The following is a 26247-nucleotide window of genomic DNA, read 5'->3' as shown; positions in this document are numbered from 1 at the left end:
CGATGACGCTCGCCGGTCGCACGGTGCTGGTCCCTCGTAGCGGTAGCTGGGGTGAGCGGGTCTGTAACCTGCTCGCCGAGCGCGGCGCGACCGGCTGGGTGGTGCCGCTGGTGGCCGCCCGACCGCTGCACACCGCCGAGGTCCGCGGCGCACTGGACCGGCTCGCCGCGGGCGGCTACGACTGGCTGGTGGTGACGTCCGCGGCCACCGTGGGAGTACTCGAGGCCGCCGTGGAGGTGCTGGCCAAGGTTGCCGCCGTCGGCCCGGCCACGGCCGCCGCCCTCGAGGGTGCCGGATTCGCGGTGGACCTCGTCCCGGAGTCCGACTTCAGCGCCGAGGGCCTGCTGCAGGCCTGGGAACTCGCGGGCATCGAGGCCGCGTCCCGGGGCGCGTCGGCGATCCCCACCCCGTCCCGGGTCCTGGTGCTGCACTCCGAGCTCGCCCGGGACACCCTGGCCGACGGGCTGAGCGAACGCGGGCACTGGGTGGACAGCGTGGTCGGCTACCGCGTCGAGGAGCTGGCAGTCGAGGAGGCCGCCGCCGCGGACCTGGCCGCCGGCCGTGCGGACGCCGCGCTCGTCACCAGTGGTTCCGTGGCCAGGTCGCTGGCCCGGTTCGACCTGCCCGCCGCCATGACCATCGCCTGCCTCGGCCCGGTGACCGCGCAGGACGCGGCCGCCGTCGGGCTCCGCGCGGACGTCGTCGCACCCGAACGCACCATCGAGGCCCTGATCGGGGCACTGGAGGACGTCAGTTGAGGATCCGACCCCGCCGCCTGCGAGCCACACCGGCCATGCGCCGACTCGTCGCCCAGACCCGGCTGCACCCGAGCGACCTGGTGCTGCCGATGTTCGTCATCGAGGCTGCCGAGCCCCGGCCGATCGCCTCGATGCCGGGCGTGCTCCAGCATTCCCTCGACTCCCTGCGCCGGGCCGCGACCGAAGCTGCCGAGGCCGGGGTCGGCGGGCTGATGCTGTTCGGCGTGCCCGAGGTCAGGGACGCGACCGGCACCGGTGCCACCGACCCGAACGGCATCCTGAACGTGGCCACCGCCGCCGTCGCCGCGGAGGTGGGGGACGCCGTCGTCGTCCAGACCGACCTGTGCCTTGACGAGTTCACCGACCACGGCCACTGCGGCGTGCTGGACGCCGCCGGCCGGGTCGACAACGACGCCACCCTCGAGCGATACACCGAGATGGGCCTGGCGCAGGCCCGCGCCGGGTCCGCGCTGCTCGGACTGAGCGGCATGATGGACGGCCAGGTCGCCGCCGTCCGGGACGCCCTGGACGCGCAGGGCCACACCGACGTCGCGATCCTCGCCTACGCCGCCAAGTACGCCTCCGCGTTCTACGGGCCGTTCCGCGAGGCCGTGGACTCCCAGTTGACCGGGGACCGGCGCAGTTACCAGCTGGACCCGGCGAACCGCCGCGAGGGTGCCCGGGAGGCGGACCTTGACGTCGCCGAGGGCGCGGACGTGGTCATGGTCAAGCCCGCCATGAGCTACCTCGACGTGCTCGCCGACGTCGCCGCCACCTCGCCGGTCCCGGTCTGGGCCTACCAGGTCTCCGGCGAGTACGCGATGGTCGAGGCCGCCGCCGCGAACGGCTGGCTGGACCGGGACCGCACGATCGCCGAGACGGTGCTGTCCATCAAGCGGGCCGGCGCGGACGCCGTGCTGACCTACTGGGCCGTGGAACTGGCCGACCGACTCACTCGTGGGCAGCTGCCCGGAACGGACCCCCGATGACCCTGTTCGACCGCGCCGCCGCCGTGATCCCCGGCGGGGTGAACTCGCCCGTGCGCGCCTTCAACGGCGTGGGCGGGGACCCGCTCTTCCTCGTCTCCGCGAGCGGACCACGGGTCACCGACTCGACCGGGCGGGAGTACGTGGACCTGGTCGGCTCGTGGGGCCCGGCGCTGCTCGGGCACGCGCACCCGGAGGTCGTCGCCGCGGTGCAGGAGGCCGCGGCCCGCGGGCTCTCGTTCGGGGCGCCCACCCCGGGGGAGATCGAGCTGGCCGAGCTCATCCGGGACCGGGTGGGCGTCGCCGAGCTGGTCCGGCTCGTCTCCACCGGCACCGAGGCCACCATGACGGCCCTTCGGGTGGCACGCGCCTTCACCGGCCGGGACCTGATCATCAAGTTCGCCGGGCACTACCACGGCCACTCCGACGGCCTGCTCGCCGAGGCCGGGTCCGGGATCGCCACCCTGTCCCTGCCCGGCTCGGCCGGGGTGCCCGCCGCGTTCGCCGCGCAGACCATCGTGCTCGGCTACAACGACCTGGCTGCCGTGCAGGCAGCGTTCGCGGCCCATCCCGGCAGGATCGCCGCCGTCATCACCGAGGCCGCCGCCGCGAACATGGGCGTGGTCGCCCCGGATTCCGGCTTCAACGCCGTGGTCGCCGAGATCGCCCACGCCGACGGCGCCCTGTTCATCGCCGACGAGGTGCTCACCGGGTTCCGGGTGGGTCCGGCCGGCTGGTGGGGCCTCGAGGGCGGCTGGACCCCCGACCTGCTCACGTTCGGCAAGGTCATCGGCGGCGGACTGCCCGTCGCGGCGCTCGCCGGGCGGGCGGACGTGATGCGGATGCTCGCACCGGCCGGGCCCGTCTACCAGGCCGGCACCCTGTCCGGGAACCCGGTCGCGGTCGCCGCCGGCGCGGCGACCCTGCGCCTGGCCGACGGCGGCGTGTACAGCCGGGTGGACGCCGTCGCCGACACCGTCGCGAGCGCCGTCGAGGCCGCGCTCACCGCCGAGGGGGTGCCGGTCGCCACCCAGCGGGCCGGCAACCTGTTCTCGTTCGCGTTCGGCAGCCCGGCCGAGCAGGGCTGGTCCGGACCGGGGCCGCGCAACTACGACGAGGTGAGGGCGGCGCAGGCCTGGCGTTACCCGCCGTTCTTCCACGCGATGCTCGATGCCGGGGTGAACCTGCCGCCGTCGGCGTTCGAGGCATGGTTCGTCTCGGCCGCACACGACGACGCGGCAGTCGAGCAGATCCTCGCGGCACTGCCCGCGGCTGCGCGGGCCGCCGCCGCGGCCACGCCGGGCTGATCGACAGAGGGTGTAGCCTCCAGGCACCCTCACCGGAGCGCGCCACGTCACGGCGCAACACACATGACTGGATCTGGCGCCCGCGGGATGCCGCGGCGACCTCGACCATCCCGGACCGATGGTCTGCTCACCCCGTACCTGTTGAAGACCTGGAAGGTCACCGTCCAACGCGTCGAGGCCGGCACGTTCGAACTGTCCACCGGCTGCGAGGACTGCGACCGTTGGAACGGACTCGAGGCACGAGACGACCTCGAGTCTCTGATCTGCCGTGGTGGTCGTCGTGGCAGACGCGTCGCCGACGCCGTGAAGCAGCTGGACGAGCGATTCGCGCGGGCGACGAGCCCAACGCCGTTCGCCACACGGGGCAGCGGCTGGTGGCACTACCGCAACTTCGACTAGCCGGATGCTCGTCGGCGTTCCGAGCGTCGGTGCCGGACCGCTGTACGGGACCATGCTCTGCTGGGAGACCGCGCACCGCGTTGTGGTGACCGAACCCACGTGGACGCCGTCGACCTGTTTGGATACCCTCGTGACTGAGGCCCGAGGAGGGTCTGCGGACGAGGGAGCAGTACCCGCATCGCGACAAGACTGACTCAGAAGGCCTCATCATGGCTTGGTTGATTCTTGTCCTGTCCGGAATGCTTGAGGCGGTCTGGGCCTCGGCTCTGTCCGCCTCCGACGGCTTCAAACGGGTGCGCCCGTCGATCCTGTTCGTCGTCGCCATGCTCGCCAGCATGGCCGGTCTCGCGTACGCGATGACGACCCTGCCGACCGGCACGGCCTACGCCGTCTGGGTCGGCATCGGTGCGTCGCTGACCGTCGTCTGGGCGATGATCACGCGCAAGGAACCGGCGTCGATCGCCCGGATCTGCCTGCTGGTCCTGCTCGTCGGCAGCGTCGTCGGCCTCAAGGTGGTGAGCTGAGATGCCGTGGCTCATCCTGCTCCTCAGCGCCGTCCTCGAGGCCGTCTGGGCGACCGCGCTCGGGCAGTCGGACGGCTTCAGCCAGCTGGTCCCGACGATCGTGTTCGTCGTCGCCCTCACGCTCAGCATGCTCGGGCTCGGGCGAGCCATGAGGTCCATCCCGATCGGGACCGCCTACGCGGTCTGGACGGGGATCGGCGCGGCGCTCACGGTGACCTACGCGATCGCCACCGGTGCCGAATCGGTCTCGGTGTGGAAGATCGTGTTCATCCTCGGCATCATCGGCGCGGTCGTCGGTCTCAAGCTGGTGCCGACCCGATCCGAGGCGTCCGTCGCGGGCATGGACGATGCGGTGGAGTCAGTGCCGACGGAGTCGGATCGGGACTGACGCGATCCTGCACAATCCGTCCACGGCGCGCGCCCGTGAGTGTGCGGATATCGGCTCGCGGTGCTCCTAAAATCGGGGCGATGCCATCCGCCCGCCACGCCAGGTCGCCGGTCCCGATCCGACGTTCGGGCCGTCCCTCGACCGAACCCACCCGCAACCGCGCAGCCGGGGGTCGAGGGGAGCCCGCACGCCGACCGCGGCACGCCCGCAGGATCCGGCGCGGCCGACTCCGGACCACAGCGGTCGGCGTGGTGGGCGCGCTCGCCTTCGCCCTCGCGTTCGGCGGCGCGGTGTACGCGCAACTGCAGTCCGAGGTCGAGGTCATCGATCCCGGCGCCCTGATCGTGCAGCCCACCGGCGACGATGGTGAGACCGTCACCCCCGCTCCGCCGGCCGACCCGAACGCGGGCACGGCACTCAACCTGCTCATCATCGGCTCGGACAGCCGGGCCGACGGGGCTGTCGCCGATGGCACCGATTCGGTGCTTGCGGACACTCACATCATCGCTCACATCTCCGCGGACCGGTCCCGCGTGGAACTCGTCTCGATCCCGCGCGACATCATGGTCCAGATCCCCGATTGCCCGACGACGTCCGGCGAGACGATCCGAGGGTGGTACGGGCAGTACAACGCGGCGTATGCGACCGGCTGGCGGGTCGGCGGCGACAAGGAGTCCGCTGTCGCCTGCGACATCAACCTGGCCCAGTCCGCGACCGGGCTGACCATCGACGGGTTCGTCCTGGTCGAGATGGGCGGGTTCGTCGAGATGGTCGACGCGCTCGGTGGTGTCGACATCTGCATCCCGCAGGACATCGCGGCCCCCAAGGCGAACCTCTACCTCGATGCCGGGCAGCAGATCCTCACCGGGGAGCAGGCCCTCGGCTACGCGCGAGCTCGCACCGGCGCGGGCCTCGGCGACGGCTCCGACACCAGCCGGATCGAACGCCAGCAGCGGCTGATGTCCGCGCTCGTCGACGAGGTGCTCTCGCGCAACATCCTCACCGACGGCCCCGCCCTGTACGGGATGGTCAACGCCGCTCTCGGTTCGTTGACGATGAGCTCGAACCTCTCCTCGCTGACCGGCATGGCCGGCCTCGCCCTGAGCCTGCGTTCGCTCTCCGCCGACGACGTCGTGTTCCTCACCACGCCGTACGCCGCCTACGCACCGGACCCGAACCGGCTCGTCTGGACCAGCGGGGTGGACGACATCTGGGAGGCGATGGCCGACGACGAACCGATCCTCGGGACCGAAGGCACGGCGTCGGGCACACCGGGTGGTGTGGACCCGCCGAACGGTCCGGACAGCGAGACGGACGCGCCGCCGTCGGGCATCGACGAACCGGAGGACGCTGCCACGCAGACTCCCTCAGACGCCGGCACCGGCGGCGCCAGCGCCGAGGAGCTCACCGGCGCCTGCTGATCGGCACCAGGCGGTGAGCGCAGGTTTCGCCCCGGGGCGTGCCGACCGCGCCGGTGGGATACTCGGTCCCATGAGTCCGACCGCCGATGCTGCGCAGGCAGCGGCACCCGCCCCGTACCGGACCACCGCGCGAGTCTGGCAGTTCGTCGCGTTCGGCCTCGCCAGCGCGGCCTGCGTGCTGCTGCTGGTGATGCCGCTCTACCGGGGCACCACGACCACCTCCGACGGCACCGAGGAGTTCACCGCGACGCTGGTGGAGGTGAACGGACCCGGGGTGCTGGTGGCGCTGCTCGTGCCGGTGCTGCTGACCGCGGTGCCGCTGCTGATCCCGAGCGGTCGGCTGCCCGGGGTGACCATCGCGTGTGCGGCGCTGCTCGTGTTCCTGATGGCGCTCGGCGGTGCGTCGATCGGGCTGTTCTACGCGCCCGCCGCCATCGCGGCCGTGGTCGCCCTCCTGGTCCGGCGCCGCCCAGCGCAGGCGTGAGGCCCGGTCGTAGTTCAGGGCGTGGTCGCACCTGGCCCCGGGCGGCGCGTGGATGACAGACTCGGGCCCATGACTGCTCCCAACCTGACGTTGACCTCCGGAACCACCATCCCCGGCCTGGGTCTCGGCACCTGGCCGATGGACGACGCGGATGTCGCCACGGCCGTCGAGACCGCCATCGGCGCGGGCTACCGGCTCATCGACACCGCCGAGAACTACGGCAACGAGGCAGGGGTGGGTGAGGGCGTGCGCCGCTCCGGGATCGACCGGGGCGAGGTGTTCCTGACCACGAAGTTCAACGAGAAGTGGCACTCCTACGACGGTGTCCGGCAGGCGTTCGAGGCCAGCGCCGCCCGGCTCGGCCTGGACTACATCGACCTGTTCCTGGCGCACTGGCCCCGGCCCGCGTTCGGCGGGTTCGTCGAGGCGGTGCGAGGCCTCGTCGCACTGCGCGAGGAGGGACTGATCCGCGCCGTCGGGGTCTCGAACTTCAAGCCCGCGCACCTGCAGGCGGTCCTCGATGCCGGCCTGGTGCCGGACGTGAACCAGATCAAGCGCGACCCCCGCAACCCGCGTCGCGCCGAACTGGCCTTCCACTCCGAGCACGGCATCCTCACGGAGGCATACACGCCCCTCGGCAAGGCCGGTGACCTGCTCGCCGAACCTGCGATCACGCAGGCCGCGCAGGCGCACGGGCGCACCCCGGCCCAGGTGGTACTGCGCTGGCACACCCAGACCGGGGCGCTGCCGATCCCGAAGTCCGCGAACCCGGGGCGGATCGCTGAGAACATCGCCATCTTCGACTTCGAGCTGACCGCCGAGGAGATCGCCGGGATCGACGCCCTCGACACCGGCGACGCGGACGTGGCCGACTCGGACGTCGTCGGCCACTGACCCGGGTTCGGGCTGCGTCGTCAGTCGCGGTGCAGGGTCTCCGCGACGTCCTTGAGCCGGGACAGCCGGGCGTCCCAACCGCGGCCGATCGTCTCCAGGTGCCGGGCGAGCTGACCGAGCCGGGCACCCAGGGCGCGGTAGCGGATCGCCCGGCCCACCCGGACCGGCTCCACGAGCCCGACGGCCGCGAGCTGCTGCAGATGCTTGGCGATCGCCTGCCGTGAGATCGGCAACTCCTCGGCGAGCTCGCTGGCCGAGGCGTCCCGGTCGCCGAGCACCGCGAGAATCTCCCACCTGGTCGCGTCCGCGAGAGCCGCGCACAGCGGCACCGGGTCGAGCACGGCGGTGCCCGACGGCGGACGTCTCGTCGTGAGAGTGTGCGCCGGTCGGTCGGTGGTCGGCGAGGGCGTCATCGCACGGCCTGGAGGTCGGCGGGGGTGGCCCGGCCCGCGGTGTAGTCGCGGAGTGCGTCCAGGACGGTGTTCCAGCCGCCGGTGTTCTCATCCATCGCAGCCCGCCGGGCGGCCGCGTCGAGACGGTCGAAGCCGGTCTCAAGGACCGTGACCGTGGTGGTGTCGCCTTCGGATGCGAGGGTGAACCGGACCGACGTGGCGGCCGCGGACTCCTCCAGCGTGGTGTCCAGATCGCCCCAGGTGAGGGCGAACGCTGCGTGCGGTGCGATCTCGTCGATGCGGACCGGGAACGTGTGGTCCTCCCAGACGAAGTGGCCCAGGGAGCCGGCCCGCCAGCCGTCCGGGAACTCCGAGGGGTGGCCCCACCACGTGGCGATGTGTTCGGGAGAGGTGAGGGCGGTCCAGACGGTGCCGATCGGTGCCTCGATCCGGATCGTGCGGGTGATGGTGCCTGCGTCGAGGTCGGCGACGGCGTGGTCGATGCTCATGGGAGATTCTCCTGGTCAGTAGCTGCTGGGTGGTTGATCGAGGCGTGGCCGATTCGGCGAGTTGCCGAATCGGGTTTGCTGCAATCGTTCGGTTGCAGTTCACCGTAACTCACAGATTGCGATGGCGCAACTGTTCAGTTGCAGTTCTGAGGGACTTTCGATCGATAGGGTCGAATCATGTCCGATACCCCGGCCGTCGGCGGCAAGCGTGACCCCGACCGTCACCGCAGACCACCGCTGACCCGGCGGTTCGCCCACAGGGTCGCGTTCGTGCTGGCGGCGGTGGCATTCGTGGTCCTGGCGTTCGTGCCGATCTTCCTGGTCCCGGGTCAGGACGCCACGGAATCCGCGGCGGACATCGAGCGGATCAGCCTGATCGCGCTGAGCGGTCCGGCCGTGCTGGGTGCCCTCGCGGTCCCGGTGCTGCTGGCCGGGCTCCCACTGCTCGTGAAGGGCCGGATCACCGCGGTGCTGACCGCAGTGCTGCTGATCGCGTTCGCCCTGTTCACCCTCCTGGGCATCGGCGTCTTCTACATTCCCGCGGCGCTGACCGCGGTCGTCGCACTGTTCCTGCCCAGCGACGAGTGAGTTCCAACGTCATGGGGGCGTAGGCCACTGGGCGACGCTCGGCCTCGCTCGTGTCGGAGCCCAGGGCTCAGAAGGGTGGTGGTTCGTCGGGGTCGGGTGCGGTGCGGTAGGTGGGGCCGTTGCTGTCGGGGCGGGTTCTGGGGAGTTCGGTGATGGTGCCGTTCGGGGTGCGCATGTAGACGTGGCCGGTGGGGGTGCGCCAGAACCGGTTGCCGTGGTCGTCGACTTCGTCTTCGAAGTTGCCGTGGGTCTTCAGGACGTGGCAGCGGCGGCATTTGGGGTCGAGGTTGTCGTCGCTGGTGTGTCCGAGGGGGAACGGGGTCCGGTGGTCGAGTTCGGTCATTCGGGCGGTGGCCGAGCAGCCGGCTGCGGTGCAGTGGGGTTCGTTCTCTTTGATCCGGTCGCTCATGTTCTGTGGCGGTTCGTAGCGGGTGGTGCCGTAGTCCAGGACGCGGTCGGTGATGGGGTCGGTGACCAGGCGTCGCCAGGTGCCGCCAGCGGCGAAGGCGCGGGCGACGTCGGCGGGGATCGGGCCGAGTCCTTCGATGTCGCCGGGGTCCTCGCCGCCCATCAAGGTCGAGAGGGAGACGCGGATGAGGATCTGGGCGCGGTGTCCGCCGAGGACTCCGAGGGGCCAGACCCGTGGCAGTCCTTGTCCCCGGGCGGGGGTGAACACCCGTGGATCGGCCCCGGTATCAGCACCATGCCAGGACCCCAGGAACCCGGCACCGGGCGCGACGGGCGCACCCGAGCCGGTGGCGGGCGCACTCGTCCCCTCAGGCCCGCCCTGCGGGTCGGCGGCGGGCGCAGTTGTCCCCTCGGACCCGTTCTGCGGGTCGGCGGTGGGCATCTCCGTCCCCTCCGGCACGCCAGTTGGGCTGCTCGTGGGCGCACCCGTCCCCCCGGCCTCATCTGTCGGGCTGGTGCTGGGCGCAGTCGCCTGGTCGGACTCGGCTGTCGCAGCGGTGCTGGGCGCACCCGTCCCCTCGGGCTCATCGGTCGGGCTGGCCGTGGAAGTTTCAGTTTCTGAGCCGGCGTCCGCGGCACTGGCCGGCGCCTGACCAGCGCCCTCGCCGTCGCCGTGGTCGACGCGATCACCGTGCTCGGCATCGCTGCCAACCTCGTGCTCGTGCTCGTGCTCGTGCTCGTGGTCGGCCTCGTGGTCGTGGTGGTGGGTGTGGGTGCAGGGGCCGGTGTGGAGTTGGAAGGTGAATCCGGTCAGGTCGCCGACCTGGCCGGTGTTGAGGCCGTGGGCGACGATGTCGGCCATGACATCGGCCCGCAACTGCTCCAACGTGCGCAGGTCCCCGGCGGCCTTCGCCGAGGACGCCGCACTATCGAGCAACAGATCCAGGCCGAGGGCGTCCGCGGCCGGCCAGTACACCGTCTGCGAGGCCATCCCATCGACATCGACCCTGGCCCGGCCCACATACCGGCGGGTACTGGCCCGCGCGGCCCGCTGCGTGAACTGCGCCGGATCAGCCGCAGCGACCATTTTCGCGACCTCCCGCACCACCCGGTGCCGAGTCCACAACACCGCCTTCGGCAACAACTCGTCCTGGACCTTGAACGCCGCCTCGGCCTCCAACACCGACACCGCGACCGCGATCACGTCGGCCTTACCCGCATCGATCTCACCCCTGGCCAACGCCTCACCCGTCGGGGCCGCGATCCCGCCCAGGAACTGCCCGACCCGGACCAACCGGTTCGCCTCCTGCTTCGAACACCCCACCTTCGCCGCGATCTCATCCGCGGCCAACGACTCCCGGAACACCACCCGCCGACCGACCGCCCGCGGCCGCGCCATCACCATCGACGCCCGCGACGCCAACTCCGCCGCGACCTCCCGCACCCCGGCCGACCCGACCGCCTCCAGACGCCGGAAGCACCCCAGGGCATCGACGAGTTCGTACTCATCCATCCCGGTCAGATCCGCACGCGTGAGCTCATCGACCAAGAACCCATCGACCGCCCGAGTCGACAACGCCTGCGCATCCACCCGCGGCAGGTCGTCGCCACCCAGATCCACCGGGACCTCGGCCCGGAACACCTGGCGGGCGCCCGCCTGCGTCGTCGGAGCCGAGCCAGCGCCGGGCAAGACGCCCGAGCCAGGGCTCGGCACGGCGCCCGAGCCAGGGCTCGGCACGGCGCCCGAGCCAGGGCTCGGCACGGCGCCCTGCTCAACGCTGGGTCCGTGGATCGCTCCAGCCTCAGACGTGGACGATTCGGGGCCCTGCGTACCGCCGAGGTCGCCTTCACTGATCAGATCCTCGGGCGCACCGACGAACTCCTCGAACCAGTCCTGATACGCCAACTCCCGCTCGAACGCGGCCACCTCAGCCAACTCCCGCGGCGACAACACCGCCAACGCGGCCTCATCCAACGCGCCATAATCGACCACCCGCACCGGCCCACCACTCGCCTCGGCGCAATGCGCGCAGCACCCCGACGACGGCGCACCCGCCTGCGGAACACCACCCCCGCCGTCGACCTCGAACATGTGTACTACACTACGCCCGCCCACCGACAAACGGAAGACCGCCTACCCATCTGTGGACGACGCGATCGACGATGATCCGACGGCTCGCGCCGTGGGTGCGGCGGGCTGGGTCCGGGCTCTCTACCGCTGATCCGCATCCAGTTCGCGTTTGAAGAACATCACTTGGCGACGCCACGCGTCCATCCGCCCGGCGGTGTTGGCACGAGGCGATCCGCCCATCTCGAAGGTCACGCCGGGGCCGGGCGAGAGGGTGCTGGTGAACGACTGGCCTGGAGGCCCGGCGATGGGGTGCCCCACGCCAGGCAGCACCACGTGTTCGATGTCACCGGCTCGGTCGTGGGCGGCCAGGCGGTCCACAGCTACTCGGGTATAGGCGTCGCTGGGCCACATCCGGTCCTCGTCGCCGCAGATGGAGAGCACCTTCCCGGAGATGCGCTCGACCGGGATGCTCACACGGTCGAGCACGTCGGGGTCGGTCGGCACCGGTGGGAACGCGACACCGAGCGGCACCGGCTCGGTCGCCGCGACGAGCCGGTCGATCTCGTCGAGGTTCGCGTACGGCAGGTAGGGGAGTCGCTCGCCGCCGAGCGTCCAGGACGCCACCTCGCGCCGCAGGATCTGGGGCAGGAGCCCGGCGCCATAGTCGATACCCTGCGTGACCACGCCGCTGCCGGCGATGGTCGCCACCGCGCCGACCCGGTGGTCGTGCGCGGCGACCAGCAGGGCGGCCTCGCCGCCTCGGGAGCCACCGGTCACTCCGAGGGTACGTCCCTCGCTGAGCGACTCGAGCAGGTCCAGGCCTCGAGAGAAGAGTTCGAGCGGGATGTCAACGAGGCCGCGCGCGAGCCCGCGGTCGGCGAAGTAGGAGAGGGCGAACACGGTGAAGCCCTCGCCGGCGAGTACCACCGCATCCCGGTCGTGCCGTCCGCCCTCCGATCCACCCACGAGAAGTACGCCCGGCGCCGGCGCCGCGGTGCGTGGCGTGCAGAGGAGCCCGACCAGGCCGTGCCTGCGGATCGGTGTCTCGTCGACCTCCATGAACCACGGATCCTAGTGCGGGGATGCGGAACGCGTCTGTCCGCGAACCTCCACCCTTACGCCCGCGAGTTGCCCGACTCGCTGGTGGGAGACGATGGTCCGCCCGCCCGCAGCAACTCGAACAGACTCGAGAATCCCTGACCGCCGTGGCCGTCGGCGATGCGCCGATCCATGAGCATCTTCACCTCGCGCATGCGCACCGCCTCGATGCCGAGGGAATCCCGGTGGCTGATCAGGTCGTCCATCAGAGCTGCCTGAACGTCCAGCGAGCCGAGATCGGGCGCGTACTCAGCGTTCGCGATGGACTCGCCGAAGGCCTTAACCAGCGGCGCGTATCCGCCGATCGAGCCGGCGACACGCTGCGCGAACTCTGCCACGTCGACTCCCTCTGCATCCACAAGACTGAGTGTGTGCAGCAGGCCGATGAGAAACTCGTACCCCACCGCGACCTGCGCCAAGAACTCCACTGACGCAAGACCGGCGTCCTCGCCGTGGTAGGCGATGTCACCCAACTCCTGCAAAGTTGACTCATGGGCTTCGAAAGCACCTCGGTCGCCGCTAAAGGAGAATTTGACGTTCGGGGTGCCGACGTACGGCGAATCTCCCATGATGCCGCCGTCGAGGTACCGCGCGGCGCGCTCGCGCGTCCAGTCCGCGTTCGCTCTTGCCTGGCCAGGAGAGCCGCTGGTCACATCCACCAGAACCTTGCCAGACACTGACGACTCGATGGTGGCGAGAACCGTTTCGACCGCCGCGCTGTCGAGGAGGCAGATGATGACGAGCGGGCTCGCCGCGACGGCCTCGAGCGCCGTCGCGGCGACTGTTGCGCCCGCCTCGGCCAGCGGCGTAGCCCTGGTCGCGGTGCGGTTCCAGACTGTCGTGTGATATCCGCGGTCGACGAGGGTTCTTGCGAGCGCTGACCCCATCTCACCGAGACCGAGCACGGTGACCTGGCTGTTCGTGGTCATGGTGTTCCTTTCGTTCAGTTGGTCGTGGCTCGAGGGCGGACGCCCGAAGCGGCTCGACGTGCGGCGGTCACCCCGAGAACGGACATGCCCGCGAACACGAGCATCAGCAGTTGCGCAGAGCGGACGAGGTCGGGAGCTGCGAGGTTCACGAGCACTCCTGCCAGTGCGACGCTGAAGGAGTTCGCGATGATGAAGACGGTGTTGACCGCGGCGGCCGCCTTCGCTCCCTCTTCCTCGCCGTCGGTGCTGCCGAGGGCTGCGACGGTCAGGTGCGGGAATCCGAGACCGATTCCGGCTCCGGCTGCGAACAGGGTGATGAACCACGCGGCGATGACCGTGTTGGATGGGCCGTCCTGCTGAAGTAGGCCGTACGCGGCGAGCCCCGCTCCCACGACCACAGGCCCAGCGATGATGAGCCAGCGACGGGCCCTGTCTCCCGACACATTCGCCGTGAACATCTGAGTTACGGCCCATCCCAGCGACAGTGCTGCTCCGAGCAGGCCGGCCACGAACGGGCTCAGGGCTCCGATCTCCTGACCGAACAGCGGGATGAATGCCTCGGTGCCGATTCCGAACGCCAGAACCGCGACTGCCAGGTAGACCCACCGGAGCGAGGATGCCGCCTTGAACGTGATCTTGGGAAGGATGCCGCTGCCGCTGCGCCGTTCATGGCGGATGAACCGAACTCCGAGCCCGATGCCGACGAGGAGTGCCACGGCAGTGGCGAGGCCCGTCGGAACAACGCTCGCCACGCTCACCGCGGCGACGCCACCCGTCAGCAGGAGCAACGACGTCCATGGCACCGGCTCGCTTGAGCGACCTCGAGCGGTTCGTGGCATCGACCGAACGACGAGCACGCAGATGAGAACGGCCACGACCGCCAGGACGACGAATGCGGCGCGCCAGGCGTTGAGCTGTCCGAACACGCCTCCGACGACGGGCCCAACGATGTTGCCGACTCCCCACATCGCTGACACCAGCGCAGCGGCACGCGCCCAGAGCCGTTGGGGCAATGCTCGCTGAATGAGCGCATAGCCGAGGCCTGCGAGCAGACCGCCGCCGAGCCCTTGTACGGCGCGCCCGAAGAGCAGTGCCGGCATCCATGGGCTGCCCGCGCACAGTAGTGAACCGAGCGCGAAGAGGCCGAGGGCGAGAAGGTACGCGCGCACGGCGCCCTGCTGAGTCAGGATCCTGCTCACAAGCATAGCGCTGACCACGGAGGCCAGCAGGAAGACCGTCATCGTCCACGCGTAGAACTCCGCGCCGCCGATCTCACCCACGATCGTGGGGAGGAGGCTTGTGGTGAGGTAGACGTTGCTCGCCTCCAACAGCACGCCGCCTGCGAGAACTGCCGCGATGGGTGCGTACTGTCGGCCAAGCAGCTCCCGCCATGTACCGGTCGTTTCCGCGTCCTGCTGAGCCTGCGCCATTCAGCCTGGTCCTTCGAGTGTCGGTGGGAAGTCGGGCACGGGATGCGTGTCCGGGTCGCCTCTGCGTGCGTCCAGATGGCACGCTAATACCTCAGGTAAACTTGAGGTCAAGGAGGACACGATGTCGCTGGAGCCCGACGATCTACTCGCTATCGGCGAGGTCTCGCATCGCACCGGCGTCCCAGTGTCGGCGCTGCACTTCTACGAGCAGCTGGGCCTGATCGCCTCTACGCGCACCGCGGGTAACCAGCGCCGGTATCGACGCCACATGCTGCGCCGGATCTCACTGATCGTCGTCGCGAAGCGGCTCGGCATTCCGCTGAGTGACGTGCAAGAGGTCTTCACCAGCCTCCCGCTGGATCATTCCCCGTCTCTGCGTGACTGGCGGCGGGTGGCGAAGCTGTGGCACGCCGAGCTCGAGTTGCGACGAACCCAACTCGACCACCTGCAACGCGAACTGACCGGATGCATCGGATGCGGCTGCGTCTCCCTCAAGGCATGCCGCCTCCTCAACCCCGAGGATGCGCTCGGAGAGGATGGCCCCGGACCTCGACGTATCTGAACCTAGAGGTTGGAGTCAGCCCACGGCGTGAAATGAGCGGACGGTGTCGATGGTGTCGGCCTCGTCGGCAGTCTTGTCCTGGCGGTACCTGAGCACACGCGCGAAACGGAGGGCGACGCCACCCGGGTAGCGCGAGGACCTCTGAATGCCGTCGAACGCGATCTCGACCACCTGCTCCGGGCGCACGTGCACCACCCAGTCGTCGCGATCAGTCGCCAGCTCCTCGAACCGCTCGGTCTGCCAGGCCAGCATCTCGTCGGTCATCCCCTTGAACGTCTTGCCGAGCATGACAAAACCGCCGGTCTCGGGATCACGGGCGCCGAGGTGGATGTTCGAGAGCCAGCCACGGCGCCGTCCACTGCCGCGTTCGACGGCGAGGACCACGAGGTCCAGGGTGTGGACCGGCTTCACCTTCACCCACGCCGAGCCGCGCCGGCCTGCGGCGTACGGGGCGTCGGTGGACTTCACGACGACGCCCTCCTGCCCTGCCGCGATGGCACCGGCGAGGAAGTCCCGGGCGGCGTCGGCGTCGTCGGTCAGCAGCCGCGGCACCCGATGTGCGGCCGGCACCAGCTCCTCCAGGTGGCGCCACCGCTCGGTGGCGGGCGCGTCGAGGAGATCGGCGTCGTCGCGCAGGAGGAGGTCGAAGAAGTAGGGCGTGATCGCGCCCGCCCGGGCCACCGCGGCCCCGGCGGCGGTGCCCGTGGAGGTGAGCGACGCCGTCTCCTGGAACGGCCGCGGCCGGCCGGCCGGGTCGAGGGCGAGGGCCTCGCCGTCGAGCACCACGCGCTCGGCCGGCAGCGCCCGGACCACGGCGACCACGTCCGGCAGCCGGTCGGTGATGTCCTCGAGGGAGCGGGTCACGAGCAGCACCCGGTCGCCGTCCTTGTGCGCCTGGATCCGGATCCCGTCGAGTTTGTGGTCCACCGCGAGCGGGACCTGACCGCCGCCCAGCTTCTCCCATGCCCCGTCGAGGTCCGGTGCGCTGGACGCGAGCATCGGCAGCACCGGCCGGCCCACCTGGAGCCGGAACTGCGCGAGCGCGTCGGTCCCGCCGGTCAGAGCCGCGACGGCAACCGGGAGCGTGGCCCCCGCGAACATCGCGGCCCGGCGCACCTGCGCCACCGGCACCCCGGCCGCGGCCGCCACGGCGTCCTGCACGAGCGCGTCGGAGGCGCCCTGGCGCAACTCGCCCGTGATGGCGCCACGCAGCCACGACTGTTCCTGCGCCGTCGCCTGCCCGAACAACTCGGCGACGGCCGCCGACCGCGCCGCCTGGGACCCGGCGCCGGTGAACCGTGAGATCGCCTCGAGGCGCTCGTGCACCTCGGCGACGCCGAGCGACGGCGACCCGGCCGGCTCCGGCAGCTCCGTCAGGGAGCGCCACCCGACGCCGACGCGCCGCTGCCGCAACGCCCCGGACAGGTACGCCGTCACCGTCTCGATCTCCTCCGGCTCGGCCCGCTCCAGGGCCTGCGCCAGGGCGGCCACCTTCGCCTTCCGGGACCGTGTCGAGGCCACCACGGCCGACGTGGCCACCACCTCCGCGAGTCGCATCGCCCCATTGTGGCGCCTGCCACCGACAACCGCGGGCGTGCGCCTACGCTCGTGCCCATGCTCGACGAACCTGCGTCCGCCGCTGCGGCGGCCCCGCTGCGGATCATGACCTTCAACATCAAGTTCGACGACGTGGCCGATCCGCGGGCCGCATGGGCGGGGCGCCGCGCCGCCGTCGCCGGGGTGATCAGGGACTCGGGCGCCGCTGTGGTCGCCCTGCAGGAGGTGCTCGCCGGGCAGCGGGACGACCTGGCCGCGGATCTGCCCGGCTACACCGTGCTGGGCGTGGGTCGTGACGACGGCGCACGAGCCGGGGAGGCCGTCCCGCTGCTGGTCCGTTCGGACCTGACCGTCCTGGACGCGGGCACGTTCTGGCTCTCGGCCACGCCCGAGGTGCCGAGCAGGTACACCGCCGGTGCGCTGCCCCGGATCTGCACCTGGGCGCACGTGCGGCCACACGACGCGCCGGCATCCGGTCGCGGACTACGCGTCTGGAACGTCCACCTCGACCACCTGGACGAGACGCTCCGGGGGCGCCAGCTCGCCGTCGTGCACCATCGGGCGAAGACCGCGGCCCGAGCACCTGGCCAGGCCCAGGTCCTGCTCGGCGACTTCAACGCCGGTCCCGGCTCCCCGACGCTGACCGACACCCGGCGGGCGGGCTGGCAGGAGGCCCACGCCACCTCCCGGACCCGGCCCGCCGGGCCGGCGGGCACGTTCCACGACTGGACCCCCGATTCGGCGTGGGCGGACGCGGACGCCCGGATCGACCACGTGTTCGTCCGGGACGGCATCACCGTGCACGCCCACGAGACCCTCCGGCCAGCCGCGGAGGTGGTCCCGAGTGACCACTTCCCCGTGGTGGTGGACCTGACCGTGGCGGCCTGACCACCCCGGGCAGGCCGATCCCGGCACCTGGGACGTAGATGACCGGCGTGGTCGCGCCGTACATAATCGTGACGTCCCATCCGGCTCGGCGTGAACGGGAGCCCTACATGCAGGCGTGGCGCACGGACTCCGAACTGGCCGCGGCGCGCCACGATCTCGCCGCCACCATCCCGGGGTTCGTGGCTCCGGCGTCCTACGGGATCGCGCGGGTGGACTCCGGGACGCTGACGTTCGGGGCGGTGAACGCCGCCGGGAGCTCGCACCGGCTGCCCGCGGTGGTGCTGGCCTCGGTGTGCGGCTACACCGACCGCACCGGCACGTACCCGCTGACCCGGGAACAGCTGGCCGCCGCGGCCGTGCTGCTCGCCCCGGCGGAGGCGGCCACGCACGTGGACCACCCGAACCTGTGGTCCTGGCGCGAGCTGCTCACCGACGCCGGGCCGGCGAGCACGTTCCTGGCGTTCTTCGTCGCGACCGACGGCGATGATGAGCCCGTGGACGCCGACGACGCCGAGTTCCGGGCGCTGCTGCGCCGTTCAGCGGGTGCGTAGCGCGGGCAGCACGTGCCGGGCCAGCAGCGGCGCCAGGTCCGCGGGCGACGTCTCGATCGGTGTCCAGCGCAGTTCCGCGATCTCGCGCGCTGCGTCGGGTGTCCCGGACAGCTCGGCCGTGTAGATGGTCGCGTCCACGTGGGTGTCCGGCTCGTTCGCGGCCTCCTCGCGGAACGTCCCGAGCGGCACCAGGTCCGCCTCGTCGAGCTCGATGCCCAACTCCTCGGCCACCTCCCGCACGGCCGCCTGCGCGGGTGACTCGCCGTCGTCGAGCTTTCCGCCCGGGAGCATGAAGCGGGAGGTGCCGCGCTTGCGGACGGTGAGCAGGTGGCCGTCGGTGGTGAAGCAGACCGCGGAGATGGTCAGGGTGGTGGGCACCCGAACACGGTACGCCGGGGCTGCGTCAGTCGGCCGCAGCGTCCGAGGCGTGCCGCCCGTGCCGGCGCAGGGCGCCGTCGTGCAGCTCGACGACCCGGTCCGCCCGCGCCATCAGCAGCGGGTCGTGCGTGGAGACCACGGCGGCCAGGCCGCGGGCGTGGGTGAGTTCGGAGAGGAGCTCCATGATGGTCGCGGCGGTGCCGGAGTCGAGCTGACCGGTCGGTTCGTCCGCGATCAGGATCTTCGGCTCCGTCACCAGCGCCCGGGCGATGCCGACGCGCTGCTGCTGCCCACCGGAGAGCTCGTACGGGCGCTGGTTCGCGTGCGCGCCGAGCCCCACGAGCTCCAGCGTGGCGGCGACCCGCTCGTCCCGCTCGGCCGGTTCGGTCTCGAGCAACCGCAGCGGCACCTCGACGTTCTCCGCCGCGGACAGCACCGGGATCAGCCCGAAGGACTGGAAGATGTAGGACAGTTCCCGGCGGCGCACGTCGAGGGCCTGCGTCTCCGGCATGGCGGTCAGCTCCCGCGTCCCGAGGTGCACGGTGCCCGACGTCGGGGCGTCCAGGCCACCGAGGATGTTCAGCAGAGTCGTCTTGCCCGAGCCCGAGGGCCCGCGGACCACGAGCAGCTCGCCGGGGTGCAGGTCGAGGCTGACGTCCTCCAGCGCCTGCACCTCCCCGGACGGGCTCGGGTAGACGCGGCTGATCCCTCTCGCGGTGAGCGCGGCGGTCGCGGTGCTCATCGGGTCTCCTCACCGGCGGGCTGCTGGGTCGGTCCGGTGCCATCGGTGCCGCTCGGGCCGGCCTGGTCGAACGAAGCGCCCGACGGCGGGGGGTCGCCTTCCGGCGCGGGCTTCGGGTCGTTCGTGGCGTCGCGCCAGACGCCGACGTGGTCCGGCTCCAGGGCCAGGCGCACCCGGTCCTTCAGTTCGAGGGCGCCGACGAAGTCGTGTGGCAACTGCATCCGGCCCACCTTGTCCAGCACCGCGAACTCCTCGGCGATGTGCTGTTCCTGACCGTGCTCGTCGGTCTCCCGGCGGCGCAGCACCTCGGTGGAGGTGCGCCCGTCCCGGATCTGTACGGTGCGCCGCACGTGCTCGGAGACCGTCGGGTCGTGCGTCACGATCAGGACGGTCACGCCGAGCTCGGCGTTCACCGCCCGCATCATCTCGAGGACCTCGACGCTGGTCGCCTCGTCGAGCTCACCGGTCGGCTCGTCGGCGAGGAGCACCTGTGGCGAGTTCGCCACGGCGACGGCGATCGCGACGCGTTGCTGCTCGCCGCCGGACATCTCGGTGGGCTTCCGGTCGCGGCAGTGCTCCACGCCGAGCAGCTGGAGGAGCTGCTCGGCGTGAGGGACCGAGACCTTGCCGGCCAGTGACATCGGCAGGCACACGTTCTCGAGGGCGGTGAGGTAGGGCAACAGGTTGCGGGAGGTCTGCTGCCAGACGAACCCGACGGTGTGCCGCTGGTAGTTCACCCGGGCGCGGCCACGCATCGTGAGTAGGTCGGTGCCGGCCACGCTCGCCTTCCCGGCCGTTGGCGTGTCCAGGCCGGACAGGATGGTGAGCAGGGTGGACTTGCCGGAGCCGGAGGCGCCAACGATCGCGACCAGGTCCCCGGCCGCGACGTGCAGGTTGAGGCCCTGCAGCGCCTGCACCTCGATGCCGTCGGCGGAGAAGATCCGCACCACGTCCTCGCAGATGATCTCGCCGCCGCGTGGTGGCGCGTCGGCGGCGGGCGTCGTCGTGTCGGTGGTGGTCATTGGGCATCTCCGATCCGCAGCACGGACAAGGACAGCCGGCGGGCGATCCCGCTGGCGAGTACGACGCAACCGGCCAGGATCGCCACGACGCCGGCGATCACCCCGACCAGGAGCAGGGGGTCATAGATGATCGGCGGCTGGGCGTCGTCCCCCGTGAAGGGTCGCAGATCGACCGTGGCGCCCACGAGCTGGGGCAGGACAAGCCCGAGGGCGGTGCCGACCACGATGGCCACCACCGTCAGCGGCGCCGTCTCCCACGCGACCAGGCTCCGGGTCAGCCCCGGACCCACCCCGAGGGTGCGCAGCACGGCCATCAGCCGGCCCCGCGCCGGTGCCGCGAGCACCAGGGTCATCACGAGCGCGACGATGCTCAGCAGCACCGAGACCACGAGCGCGATCACGAAGCCGCGGATCATCGAACTGGCGCTGGGCGAGGCGAAGACGTCGGCCGCATTCTGCGCCGGCGAGGTGACCTGGCCCTCGCCGCCGACGACGTCGTGCAGCGTCTCGGCGACGAGCGCGGGGTCCGCGTCGTCGGCGACGTCCACCAGCAGCAGCCGGGGGGACAGGTTCTGCCCGGTGGCCTCGCGGAGCAGGTCGAGGTCCACGATCGCCCAGGACCTGCCCTCCGCCACCCCCGATGCGGCCTCCGCCTGCCCCACGACGCTCACCGGGACCGCGTCCGAGAAGACGAGTTCGAGGGGTACGTCGGTCTCCACCTCGTGTCCGGTGGACACCACGATCGGCAGTGTGTCGCCGTCGGGCGTGGCCAGCTCGGAGACGTCCAGCGCGCCGGGGACATCCTCCTGGACCCGGGCCAGGGCGTCGGAGTCGACGGCGTACAGGTCGAGTCGACGGATCGTGCCGTCCTCGCTGAGCGGCGTGTTCGGGATCGTGGTGACCGCCGCGACGTCCGTCACACCGTCGGTGGCGGCGATCCGTGCGATCAGTTCCTCGGAGTAGACCGGGCCGGACATCCGGATGTCCGCACCCGCGTCCGCCAGCGCGCCGCTGTCCGTCCCCGAACGCAGCGTGGTGATCATCGTGGTGGAGAACACCGCGATCGAGATTCCAACGATCAGGGCGAGCATCGGCACCACACCGGCGGAACCCTCGCGGATCGCGCGGGCGGACCCGAGGAAGCCGCCGAGGCGCCGCCGGGACCGGGTCAGGGCATGCACCATCCTGAGTGGGACCGGGTACAGCCGCAGCGCGATCACACAGGCGGCCAGGGCCATCAGCAACGGGGTGGCCGTGGCGATCGGGTCCGCCGCCACCGTCGCGTCCCCGATCCCGCGTTGGAGCATCAGGTAGAGCGCTGCTGCCGCCAGGGCGAGCACCACGACCTCGACGACCCACCGCCACCGGCTCGTGGACCGGGCACTCAGATCCGGCCGGGACGCGCGCAGGCTCGGCACCGGCGCCGCGGCCAGGAACACGGCCGGGGCGAGCCCGGCGGCGGCAGGTAGCAGGTAGTCGGTCCAGCCCGGCTGCGGACTGGGCACCGCGACGGTTGCGACCGCTGCGCCGAGCGCCGCCGCGGGCAGGCCGAGCACGAGGCCCTCGAGGCCGAGCATGCCGCGGACCTGGGCGCCGGAGCCGCCGCGCGCGCTGACCAGGGCCAGCGTGGTCCGACGGCGGGAGACGGCGAGCCGAGCGCCGAGCGCGAGGATCGCGAAGGTGACGCCGGCCGGCCCGGCGGCGACCATCGTCAGCACCGCGGCGGTGCCCTGCCAGCGGGCCGTTGCGCCCGAGAGCACGTCGGTCAGGCCGCTGTCGAACCGGACCTCGACGGGCGGGCTGTGGCTGGAGTAGTCGAGGTCCTGCGGCGTGCCGGTGAAGGAGCGCAGGTCGGCGATCAGCGCGGGGGTGTCCGTCGTGGTCGGTTCGATAGGGATCCAGAACTCGGCACTCATCGTCGCCAGGCCGGTATTGGTCAGCCACGCCACCGTCTCCGGACTCACGTATCCGGTCGCGGTGAGATGCAGGCCGGTGTTGGGGTCGTCGATGATCAGCGGGCGCACCGTGTTCAGCTGGAACTGCCACTGGGGGTCTGCCGGATCCGCCGGCTCGAAGACCCCGCTCAACCGCAGCGGGATCTCCGCGCCTCCACTGAAGCCACGTGGCAGGACCACGATGTCCCCGACAGCCAGTCCGAGCCGCTCCGCCGTCTCGACCGAGAGGATGATGTCCGTGGCCGGGAAGCCACCCGTCAGGAGCGCGTCCCACTCCTCCTGGTTCTGCACCTCGTTGAAAAGGTCGTCCACCGGCGACGGGGCGGGGAGATCCCCCTCGACCATCCGGAGGTGGTCGGCGATGCCGGGATCGATCCGCAGCCGCAGACCCGCATCGGCCAGGTCCGAGGGCAACCCGTTCGGCAGGGTCGGCAGGATCGGCTCGTCCGAGGTGACCGAGTAGCGCGGGGCGCCCGCGCTCGCGGCGAGCGCAGCACCGCCGTCCGCCACGGCGTCGGCGAGGGACGCATCGAGCCGGGACCACGCGTCGGGATCCGGATCGAGGAACCAGCCGCCGTAGCCGGCGGTCAGAGCCCGCACCGGTGCCGGGGTCTGCTCGATCTGGTAGTTGATCTCGTCGTTGAACGTGGACTGCTGCAGGCGCGGCCACGCCGTGAACAGGCCGGCCGCGATCAGCACGATCAGCGCGAGCGCGATCGACGCCCCGGGGGAACTGGCCGCCTGGCGGCGCATCAGGGAGGACCTCATCGGATCTCCTCCCGCCAGGTCGTGTCGACGGCCTGGGCGCGCACGCGGCGGCCGTACCAGAACGCGACGCCGGCCACGGTCGCGACGATCACCCCGAGCAGGGCCAGTCCGACCGGTAGATCGAAACGCAGCCCGAGCGGCACGGCCTCGGAGATCTGCGGGGTGGTCGAGCGGACCAGGTCCACCATGACGAGCCACGACACACCGGCCCCCGCCACGATCCCCGCCAGGACCGCGCCGAGCTCGAGGCCCAGCAGTTCCTGACGCCGGGACCTGGCCTGCTGACCCGAACCGACACCGACGGCGCGCAGCACGACCACCTCACCCCGCCGGGCCGCGGCCTGGGTCAGCGCGACCGCGGCAACCGCCGGGATGGCCAGCAGCAGCGCACAGACGGCGGCCACCCAATACACGGTGCGCGCGGGCGCGGCGATCGGGTCGGCGGAGCCGTCCGAGCCCAGCTGCACCTCGGCGCGTGGGTCGGCGACCGCGCCGGCCGCCGTCGCGACCTCGCCGGCGGCACCGGGCTCGGCGTCGATCCAGATCTCGGTGATCGCCGGGACGTTCTCAGTGGAGCGCAGCATCAGGTCCGTGAAGGTGGGCAGATCCGCGAGGGCCGCGGCCGGGTCCGGGTTGCCGGGCACCACGGCGACAGTCCCGACGGCCTCCATTCGCACGGTGACGCCGTTCACCAGCACGTCGGTGCCGCCGGGCAGGATCAGACCGTCCCAGGCGCCCGTGGTGACGACCGGAAGGGTGGGTCGATCGGTGGACGTCGGCATGAACCGGACCGGCTCGGCGCGGTGCGTGCGCCCGGCGTAGCCGATCTCCGGTCCGATGCTCAGTACCGACGCGGACAGGACGCCGTCGTCGCCGGGGCTGATCGTCGACGTCGGATCGGCCAGGGGGAGGATGTTCGGGGTCCAGTCCGCGCCGACGCCGGCGAGCACGTCGGCCCCGTCCGCAGTGAGCGAGTCCACGGAGATGTCGTAGTCGGTCGGCGCCCATCCGGACTCGATGACGGCGTCGACGGCGACCATGCGCCAGGTGCCCGGTGAGACGGCCAGCGTCGTGGTGGCGGTCACCGGTTCACCCTGTCCGGGAACCTCGACGATCTGCGCGCTCTGGGAGGCCTCGTCGAAGTTGAAGGTCCCCTCGGCACGCGCGACCGTGGTGTCGGACTCCAGGCGCACGAGCTCGATGCCGTTGAACAGCCAGAGGGCGAACACCACCTGTCGGTTGGGTCCGTCGCTGATGTCGCTGGAGTGGGCCGCCACCGTGGTGGTCAGGGTCAGCTCGGTGGTGCCCTCGGGTAGCTCCGGCCCGCTCAGGGTGTCGGGGTCGGCGCCGAGGAGGTCCGCCACGGCGGCCGGATCCACAACCGTGCTCGGTGCCGATCCGATGCCCAGATCCGTGGCCGGCATGACGGTCAGCTGCCCATCGAGTTCCTCCTGGCGCATCGAGGTCTGCAGCACCCCGGTGACTCCGGCGGCCCCGGGCACGTCCAGGTAGTCGGTCACGCCGCGCGGCATCTCGCCGGATACCCGCGAGCCGTACACCACCCGGACGTCCGCGCCGTTGCTCACCTGGGCGGACATCGTCCGCAGTTGCGTCCAGGTGCCCGCGTACCCGGCCGCGAGAGTGGTGATCGCGGTGGCGAGCACCACGAGGATCACCGGGACCGCGTTCAGGGAGATCCGCCGGGCCGTCTGACGCAACGGCATCGTGGGGGAGTAGGGCCGGCCGCGTGCGGCCCGGGTGGCGAGCCATGCCGTGACCGGACCGGCCAGCGCGACCGCCACGAGCGCCACGGCGAGCAGCCCGAGGGCTGGGCCGACCACGGCGAGCGGATCCGGGACGGTCGTGCCCGGCACGAGCGGGGAACCGTTCAGCGTGAAGCGCCAAAGGGTGAACCCCGCGGCCAGGACCACCAGCACGAGCGCACCGCCGGCCATGATGGTCGAGGACCGGCCGCTCTCCGAGGTCGGCCGGAGACCGCGAAGGGTCGCGACGGTGCCCACCCCGGTCAGGATCAGTGCCGTGATCGCGGCCACCGCTGCCGCGATGGCCACGATCGCCAGCGGGCGGGCCCCCGCGCGCGTTCCGAGGGACAGGAACACGATCACGGCGCCGAGCGCCGCGCCGGGTACGGCCAGGAGCACTGCCTCGGCCGCACCCATCCGGATCATCTGGTCGTTCGCGGCGCCCCGGGAGAGCAGCACCCTCGTCTCACGCTCGCGCAGGGCCGCGAGGAGGCGGGCGATCTGCCAGACGGCCACGAGCGAGACGAGCGCGACGATCACCAACGGGATCGTCGTCGCCGCGTCCACCGCCGCGAGGCCGGAGGCGGCGTCGTCGAGCGTGCTCGCCAGCCCGGCGGCGACCGTCAGTCCGCGGACGTCCACCCCGGCGTCGTTCATGGCCTGCTCGAGCCCGGCGAGGCCCGATCGCCACTCCGGCAGGTCCGCATCCGTCACGGTCGGTGGCGGCGTGATGGTCCACCGGACGTACGGCACGGAACCGAGCTGGTCGAGGGCCGGTGCCGTGACGATCACGGGCCCGAACTCGCCGGTGATCGGATCGGCGCCGCCGGCCACGAGCGCCTCGCCGACCCAATGCGGGTGCTCCGGGTCGGCGGCCCGCCACGTGCCCACGAGGGTGAGGGGGACCTCGGCCTCCTCGACCCCGAGGGCGATCACGTCTCCGACCTCGAGGCCGAGGGTCTCGGCGGCGTCAGCCTGCAGCGCGGCCTCGGTGGGTCCGGTCGGCCACGCACCCCCGGTCAGGTCCGCGAACTCCGAGATCGACTCGTCGACGCCGAGCACGACGGTCGCGTCGGACCCGCCGGCTGGGTCGCCGTCGGAGTCCTCACCCGAACTGTCGGAACCGTCGTCCTCGACGCCCGAGGCGACCGGCACCCCGACCGTACGCAGCGTTCGCCAGATGACGGCGTCGTCGGGCAGTTCGGCCGCGATCACGGCTCGGGCGGCCTCGTCCTGGTCGACCCCGTCGCCGTCGAGCCGCGTCTGCACCGTGGTGGTGGACCGGGCACCACCGGCGTCGGCAAGCACGGTCCGGACGGCCGCGGCGGAAGCGGTGTCGAGGTAGGTGACCGTTCCGGCCAGCGCCGCCGTGACCAGCGCTGCCATCAGGAGCAGGACCGCCACGATCGCCGACCGGGCACGCGTGCGACGCAGCGCGTAGGTGTAACGCTGCATCTGCCGCCCCTCGTGGCCCC

General features: G+C 71.6%; 25 protein-coding genes and 1 riboswitch. Of the genes, 13 read left to right on the top strand and 12 right to left on the bottom strand.

The annotated features are described in order from the left end of the window. Positions 1 to 2 precede the first annotated feature (2 nt). The 9 genes from GKS42_RS17065 (at position 3) to GKS42_RS17025 (ending at position 7161) form a co-directional block, all read left to right on the top strand. Complete coding sequence (locus tag GKS42_RS17065) at positions 3 to 758, top strand: uroporphyrinogen-III synthase (protein WP_154794916.1); 756 nt, start codon at positions 3 to 5, stop codon at positions 756 to 758. Next, on the top strand, positions 755 to 1747 hold the full coding sequence (gene hemB, locus GKS42_RS17060; protein ID WP_174791088.1) for a porphobilinogen synthase: 993 nt from the start codon (positions 755 to 757) through the stop codon (positions 1745 to 1747). The genes GKS42_RS17065 and hemB overlap by 4 nt, the downstream gene beginning before the upstream one ends. After that, on the top strand, positions 1744 to 3051 hold the full coding sequence (locus GKS42_RS17055; RefSeq protein WP_154794915.1) for a glutamate-1-semialdehyde 2,1-aminomutase: 1308 nt from the start codon (positions 1744 to 1746) through the stop codon (positions 3049 to 3051). The genes hemB and GKS42_RS17055 overlap by 4 nt, the downstream gene beginning before the upstream one ends. A gap of 63 nt (positions 3052 to 3114) precedes the next feature. Continuing rightward, the gene (locus tag GKS42_RS17050; protein ID WP_154794914.1) at positions 3115 to 3450 is read left to right on the top strand and encodes a hypothetical protein; all 336 of its coding nucleotides are present in this window, start codon (positions 3115 to 3117) and stop codon (positions 3448 to 3450) included. Positions 3451 to 3583: 133 nt separating this feature from the next. After that, positions 3584 to 3649: riboswitch (guanidine-III (ykkC-III) riboswitch) on the top strand. A 10-nt stretch (positions 3650 to 3659) separates the two neighbouring features. Next, on the top strand, positions 3660 to 3974 hold the full coding sequence (locus GKS42_RS17045; protein ID WP_154794913.1) for a DMT family transporter: 315 nt from the start codon (positions 3660 to 3662) through the stop codon (positions 3972 to 3974). A 1-nt stretch (position 3975) separates the two neighbouring features. Continuing rightward, on the top strand, positions 3976 to 4362 hold the full coding sequence (locus GKS42_RS17040) for a DMT family transporter (protein ID WP_154794912.1): 387 nt from the start codon (positions 3976 to 3978) through the stop codon (positions 4360 to 4362). 251 nt (positions 4363 to 4613) lie between these two features. Further along, complete coding sequence (locus tag GKS42_RS17035; protein WP_168217879.1) at positions 4614 to 5783, top strand: LCP family protein; 1170 nt, start codon at positions 4614 to 4616, stop codon at positions 5781 to 5783. A 70-nt stretch (positions 5784 to 5853) separates the two neighbouring features. After that, positions 5854 to 6267: a hypothetical protein gene (locus tag GKS42_RS17030; RefSeq protein ID WP_154794910.1), complete on the top strand. Its 414-nt coding sequence runs from the start codon at positions 5854 to 5856 to the stop codon at positions 6265 to 6267. Between the two features lie 69 nt (positions 6268 to 6336). Further along, positions 6337 to 7161 carry an aldo/keto reductase gene (locus tag GKS42_RS17025; protein WP_154794909.1) on the top strand — a complete coding sequence of 275 codons (825 nt, stop codon included), beginning with the start codon at positions 6337 to 6339 and terminating at the stop codon, positions 7159 to 7161. A gap of 20 nt (positions 7162 to 7181) precedes the next feature. On the opposite strand, the gene GKS42_RS17020 is transcribed toward GKS42_RS17025, so the two are convergent. Continuing rightward, positions 7182 to 7574 (bottom strand): ArsR/SmtB family transcription factor, encoded by a 393-nt coding sequence (locus GKS42_RS17020; RefSeq protein ID WP_174791086.1) that lies wholly within the window; start codon positions 7572 to 7574, stop codon positions 7182 to 7184. Then, a complete protein-coding gene (locus GKS42_RS17015) occupies positions 7571 to 8062 on the bottom strand; it encodes an SRPBCC domain-containing protein (RefSeq protein ID WP_154794908.1) in 492 nt (163 codons plus the stop codon). Before GKS42_RS17015 ends, GKS42_RS17020 begins: the two co-directional genes overlap by 4 nt. Positions 8063 to 8239: 177 nt before the next feature. Between GKS42_RS17015 and GKS42_RS17010 the strand changes: the two genes are divergently transcribed. Beyond that, positions 8240 to 8650 carry a hypothetical protein gene (locus tag GKS42_RS17010; RefSeq protein WP_154794907.1) on the top strand — a complete coding sequence of 137 codons (411 nt, stop codon included), beginning with the start codon at positions 8240 to 8242 and terminating at the stop codon, positions 8648 to 8650. Positions 8651 to 8717: 67 nt separating this feature from the next. On the opposite strand, the gene GKS42_RS17005 is transcribed toward GKS42_RS17010, so the two are convergent. The 4 genes from GKS42_RS17005 to GKS42_RS16990 all read right to left on the bottom strand — a co-directional run bounded on the left by GKS42_RS17005 (position 8718) and on the right by GKS42_RS16990 (position 14586). Next, complete coding sequence (locus GKS42_RS17005; protein WP_154794906.1) at positions 8718 to 11150, bottom strand: DUF222 domain-containing protein; 2433 nt, start codon at positions 11148 to 11150, stop codon at positions 8718 to 8720. Positions 11151 to 11270: 120 nt separating this feature from the next. Then, the gene (locus GKS42_RS17000) at positions 11271 to 12188 is read right to left on the bottom strand and encodes an acyl-CoA thioester hydrolase/BAAT C-terminal domain-containing protein (protein ID WP_154794905.1); all 918 of its coding nucleotides are present in this window, start codon (positions 12186 to 12188) and stop codon (positions 11271 to 11273) included. Positions 12189 to 12244: 56 nt separating this feature from the next. After that, entirely contained in the window at positions 12245 to 13156 is a 912-nt protein-coding gene (locus tag GKS42_RS16995) for an NAD(P)-dependent oxidoreductase (RefSeq protein WP_154794904.1), read from the bottom strand. Between the two features lie 14 nt (positions 13157 to 13170). Beyond that, positions 13171 to 14586 (bottom strand): MFS transporter, encoded by a 1416-nt coding sequence (locus GKS42_RS16990; RefSeq protein ID WP_154794903.1) that lies wholly within the window; start codon positions 14584 to 14586, stop codon positions 13171 to 13173. Between the two features lie 121 nt (positions 14587 to 14707). On the opposite strand from GKS42_RS16990, the gene soxR reads away from it, so the two are divergent. Continuing rightward, complete coding sequence (gene soxR, locus GKS42_RS16985) at positions 14708 to 15148, top strand: redox-sensitive transcriptional activator SoxR (RefSeq protein WP_154794902.1); 441 nt, start codon at positions 14708 to 14710, stop codon at positions 15146 to 15148. Between the two features lie 15 nt (positions 15149 to 15163). Here the strand turns inward: soxR and GKS42_RS16980 are convergent, their stop codons facing one another. Continuing rightward, positions 15164 to 16705, bottom strand: coding sequence for an ATP-dependent DNA ligase (locus GKS42_RS16980; protein ID WP_154794901.1), 1542 nt, complete (start codon positions 16703 to 16705; stop codon positions 15164 to 15166). 57 nt (positions 16706 to 16762) lie between these two features. On the opposite strand from GKS42_RS16980, the gene GKS42_RS16975 reads away from it, so the two are divergent. Continuing rightward, complete coding sequence (locus GKS42_RS16975; protein WP_154794900.1) at positions 16763 to 17593, top strand: endonuclease/exonuclease/phosphatase family protein; 831 nt, start codon at positions 16763 to 16765, stop codon at positions 17591 to 17593. 38 nt (positions 17594 to 17631) lie between these two features. Continuing rightward, positions 17632 to 18144, top strand: a complete 513-nt coding sequence (locus GKS42_RS16970; protein WP_154794899.1) for a hypothetical protein — start codon at positions 17632 to 17634, stop codon at positions 18142 to 18144. Here GKS42_RS16970 and GKS42_RS16965 read toward each other — a convergent pair. The 5 genes from GKS42_RS16965 to GKS42_RS16945 are packed head-to-tail and all read right to left on the bottom strand — an operon-like array spanning position 18130 to position 26227. Then, positions 18130 to 18522, bottom strand: a complete 393-nt coding sequence (locus tag GKS42_RS16965; RefSeq protein ID WP_154794898.1) for an NUDIX hydrolase — start codon at positions 18520 to 18522, stop codon at positions 18130 to 18132. The two genes, GKS42_RS16970 and GKS42_RS16965, sit on opposite strands and share 15 nt — an antisense overlap. A gap of 25 nt (positions 18523 to 18547) precedes the next feature. Then, entirely contained in the window at positions 18548 to 19264 is a 717-nt protein-coding gene (locus GKS42_RS16960; RefSeq protein ID WP_154794897.1) for an ABC transporter ATP-binding protein, read from the bottom strand. Further along, the gene (locus tag GKS42_RS16955) at positions 19261 to 20286 is read right to left on the bottom strand and encodes an ABC transporter ATP-binding protein (RefSeq protein WP_154794896.1); all 1026 of its coding nucleotides are present in this window, start codon (positions 20284 to 20286) and stop codon (positions 19261 to 19263) included. Before GKS42_RS16955 ends, GKS42_RS16960 begins: the two co-directional genes overlap by 4 nt. After that, positions 20283 to 23009, bottom strand: coding sequence for an ABC transporter permease (locus GKS42_RS16950; RefSeq protein ID WP_154794895.1), 2727 nt, complete (start codon positions 23007 to 23009; stop codon positions 20283 to 20285). Before GKS42_RS16950 ends, GKS42_RS16955 begins: the two co-directional genes overlap by 4 nt. Then, positions 23006 to 26227 carry an FtsX-like permease family protein gene (locus GKS42_RS16945; RefSeq protein WP_154794894.1) on the bottom strand — a complete coding sequence of 1074 codons (3222 nt, stop codon included), beginning with the start codon at positions 26225 to 26227 and terminating at the stop codon, positions 23006 to 23008. The genes GKS42_RS16950 and GKS42_RS16945 overlap by 4 nt, the downstream gene beginning before the upstream one ends. Between the last annotated feature and the right edge of the window lie 20 nt (positions 26228 to 26247).

The sequence above is a fragment of the Occultella kanbiaonis genome (assembly GCF_009708215.1).
In the GTDB taxonomy this organism is placed as follows: domain Bacteria; phylum Actinomycetota; class Actinomycetes; order Actinomycetales; family Beutenbergiaceae; genus Occultella; species Occultella kanbiaonis.
The sequence above is the reverse complement of the archived record's forward strand: the minus strand, read 5'-3'. Positions and strand labels throughout refer to the sequence as shown.

Bases quoted from the DNA above. Each gene is read 5' to 3' on its own strand.
- GKS42_RS17065 (WP_154794916.1), top strand. From the start codon at position 3: ATGACGCTCGCCGGTCGCACGGTGCTGGTCCCTCGTAGCGGTAGCTGG.
- GKS42_RS17055 (WP_154794915.1), top strand. From the start codon at position 1,744: ATGACCCTGTTCGACCGCGCCGCCGCCGTGATCCCCGGCGGGGTGAAC.
- GKS42_RS17050 (WP_154794914.1), top strand. From the start codon at position 3,115: ATGACTGGATCTGGCGCCCGCGGGATGCCGCGGCGACCTCGACCATCC.
- GKS42_RS17045 (WP_154794913.1), top strand. From the start codon at position 3,660: ATGGCTTGGTTGATTCTTGTCCTGTCCGGAATGCTTGAGGCGGTCTGG.
- GKS42_RS17040 (WP_154794912.1), top strand. From the start codon at position 3,976: ATGCCGTGGCTCATCCTGCTCCTCAGCGCCGTCCTCGAGGCCGTCTGG.
- GKS42_RS17030 (WP_154794910.1), top strand. From the start codon at position 5,854: ATGAGTCCGACCGCCGATGCTGCGCAGGCAGCGGCACCCGCCCCGTAC.
- GKS42_RS17025 (WP_154794909.1), top strand. From the start codon at position 6,337: ATGACTGCTCCCAACCTGACGTTGACCTCCGGAACCACCATCCCCGGC.
- GKS42_RS17020 (WP_174791086.1), bottom strand. From the start codon at position 7,574: ATGACGCCCTCGCCGACCACCGACCGACCGGCGCACACTCTCACGACG.
- GKS42_RS17015 (WP_154794908.1), bottom strand. From the start codon at position 8,062: ATGAGCATCGACCACGCCGTCGCCGACCTCGACGCAGGCACCATCACC.
- GKS42_RS17010 (WP_154794907.1), top strand. From the start codon at position 8,240: ATGTCCGATACCCCGGCCGTCGGCGGCAAGCGTGACCCCGACCGTCAC.
- GKS42_RS17005 (WP_154794906.1), bottom strand. From the start codon at position 11,150: ATGTTCGAGGTCGACGGCGGGGGTGGTGTTCCGCAGGCGGGTGCGCCG.
- GKS42_RS17000 (WP_154794905.1), bottom strand. From the start codon at position 12,188: ATGGAGGTCGACGAGACACCGATCCGCAGGCACGGCCTGGTCGGGCTC.
- GKS42_RS16995 (WP_154794904.1), bottom strand. From the start codon at position 13,156: ATGACCACGAACAGCCAGGTCACCGTGCTCGGTCTCGGTGAGATGGGG.
- GKS42_RS16990 (WP_154794903.1), bottom strand. From the start codon at position 14,586: ATGGCGCAGGCTCAGCAGGACGCGGAAACGACCGGTACATGGCGGGAG.
- soxR (WP_154794902.1), top strand. From the start codon at position 14,708: ATGTCGCTGGAGCCCGACGATCTACTCGCTATCGGCGAGGTCTCGCAT.
- GKS42_RS16980 (WP_154794901.1), bottom strand. From the start codon at position 16,705: ATGCGACTCGCGGAGGTGGTGGCCACGTCGGCCGTGGTGGCCTCGACA.
- GKS42_RS16975 (WP_154794900.1), top strand. From the start codon at position 16,763: ATGCTCGACGAACCTGCGTCCGCCGCTGCGGCGGCCCCGCTGCGGATC.
- GKS42_RS16970 (WP_154794899.1), top strand. From the start codon at position 17,632: ATGACCGGCGTGGTCGCGCCGTACATAATCGTGACGTCCCATCCGGCT.
- GKS42_RS16960 (WP_154794897.1), bottom strand. From the start codon at position 19,264: ATGAGCACCGCGACCGCCGCGCTCACCGCGAGAGGGATCAGCCGCGTC.
- GKS42_RS16955 (WP_154794896.1), bottom strand. From the start codon at position 20,286: ATGACCACCACCGACACGACGACGCCCGCCGCCGACGCGCCACCACGC.
- GKS42_RS16950 (WP_154794895.1), bottom strand. From the start codon at position 23,009: ATGAGGTCCTCCCTGATGCGCCGCCAGGCGGCCAGTTCCCCCGGGGCG.
- GKS42_RS16945 (WP_154794894.1), bottom strand. From the start codon at position 26,227: ATGCAGCGTTACACCTACGCGCTGCGTCGCACGCGTGCCCGGTCGGCG.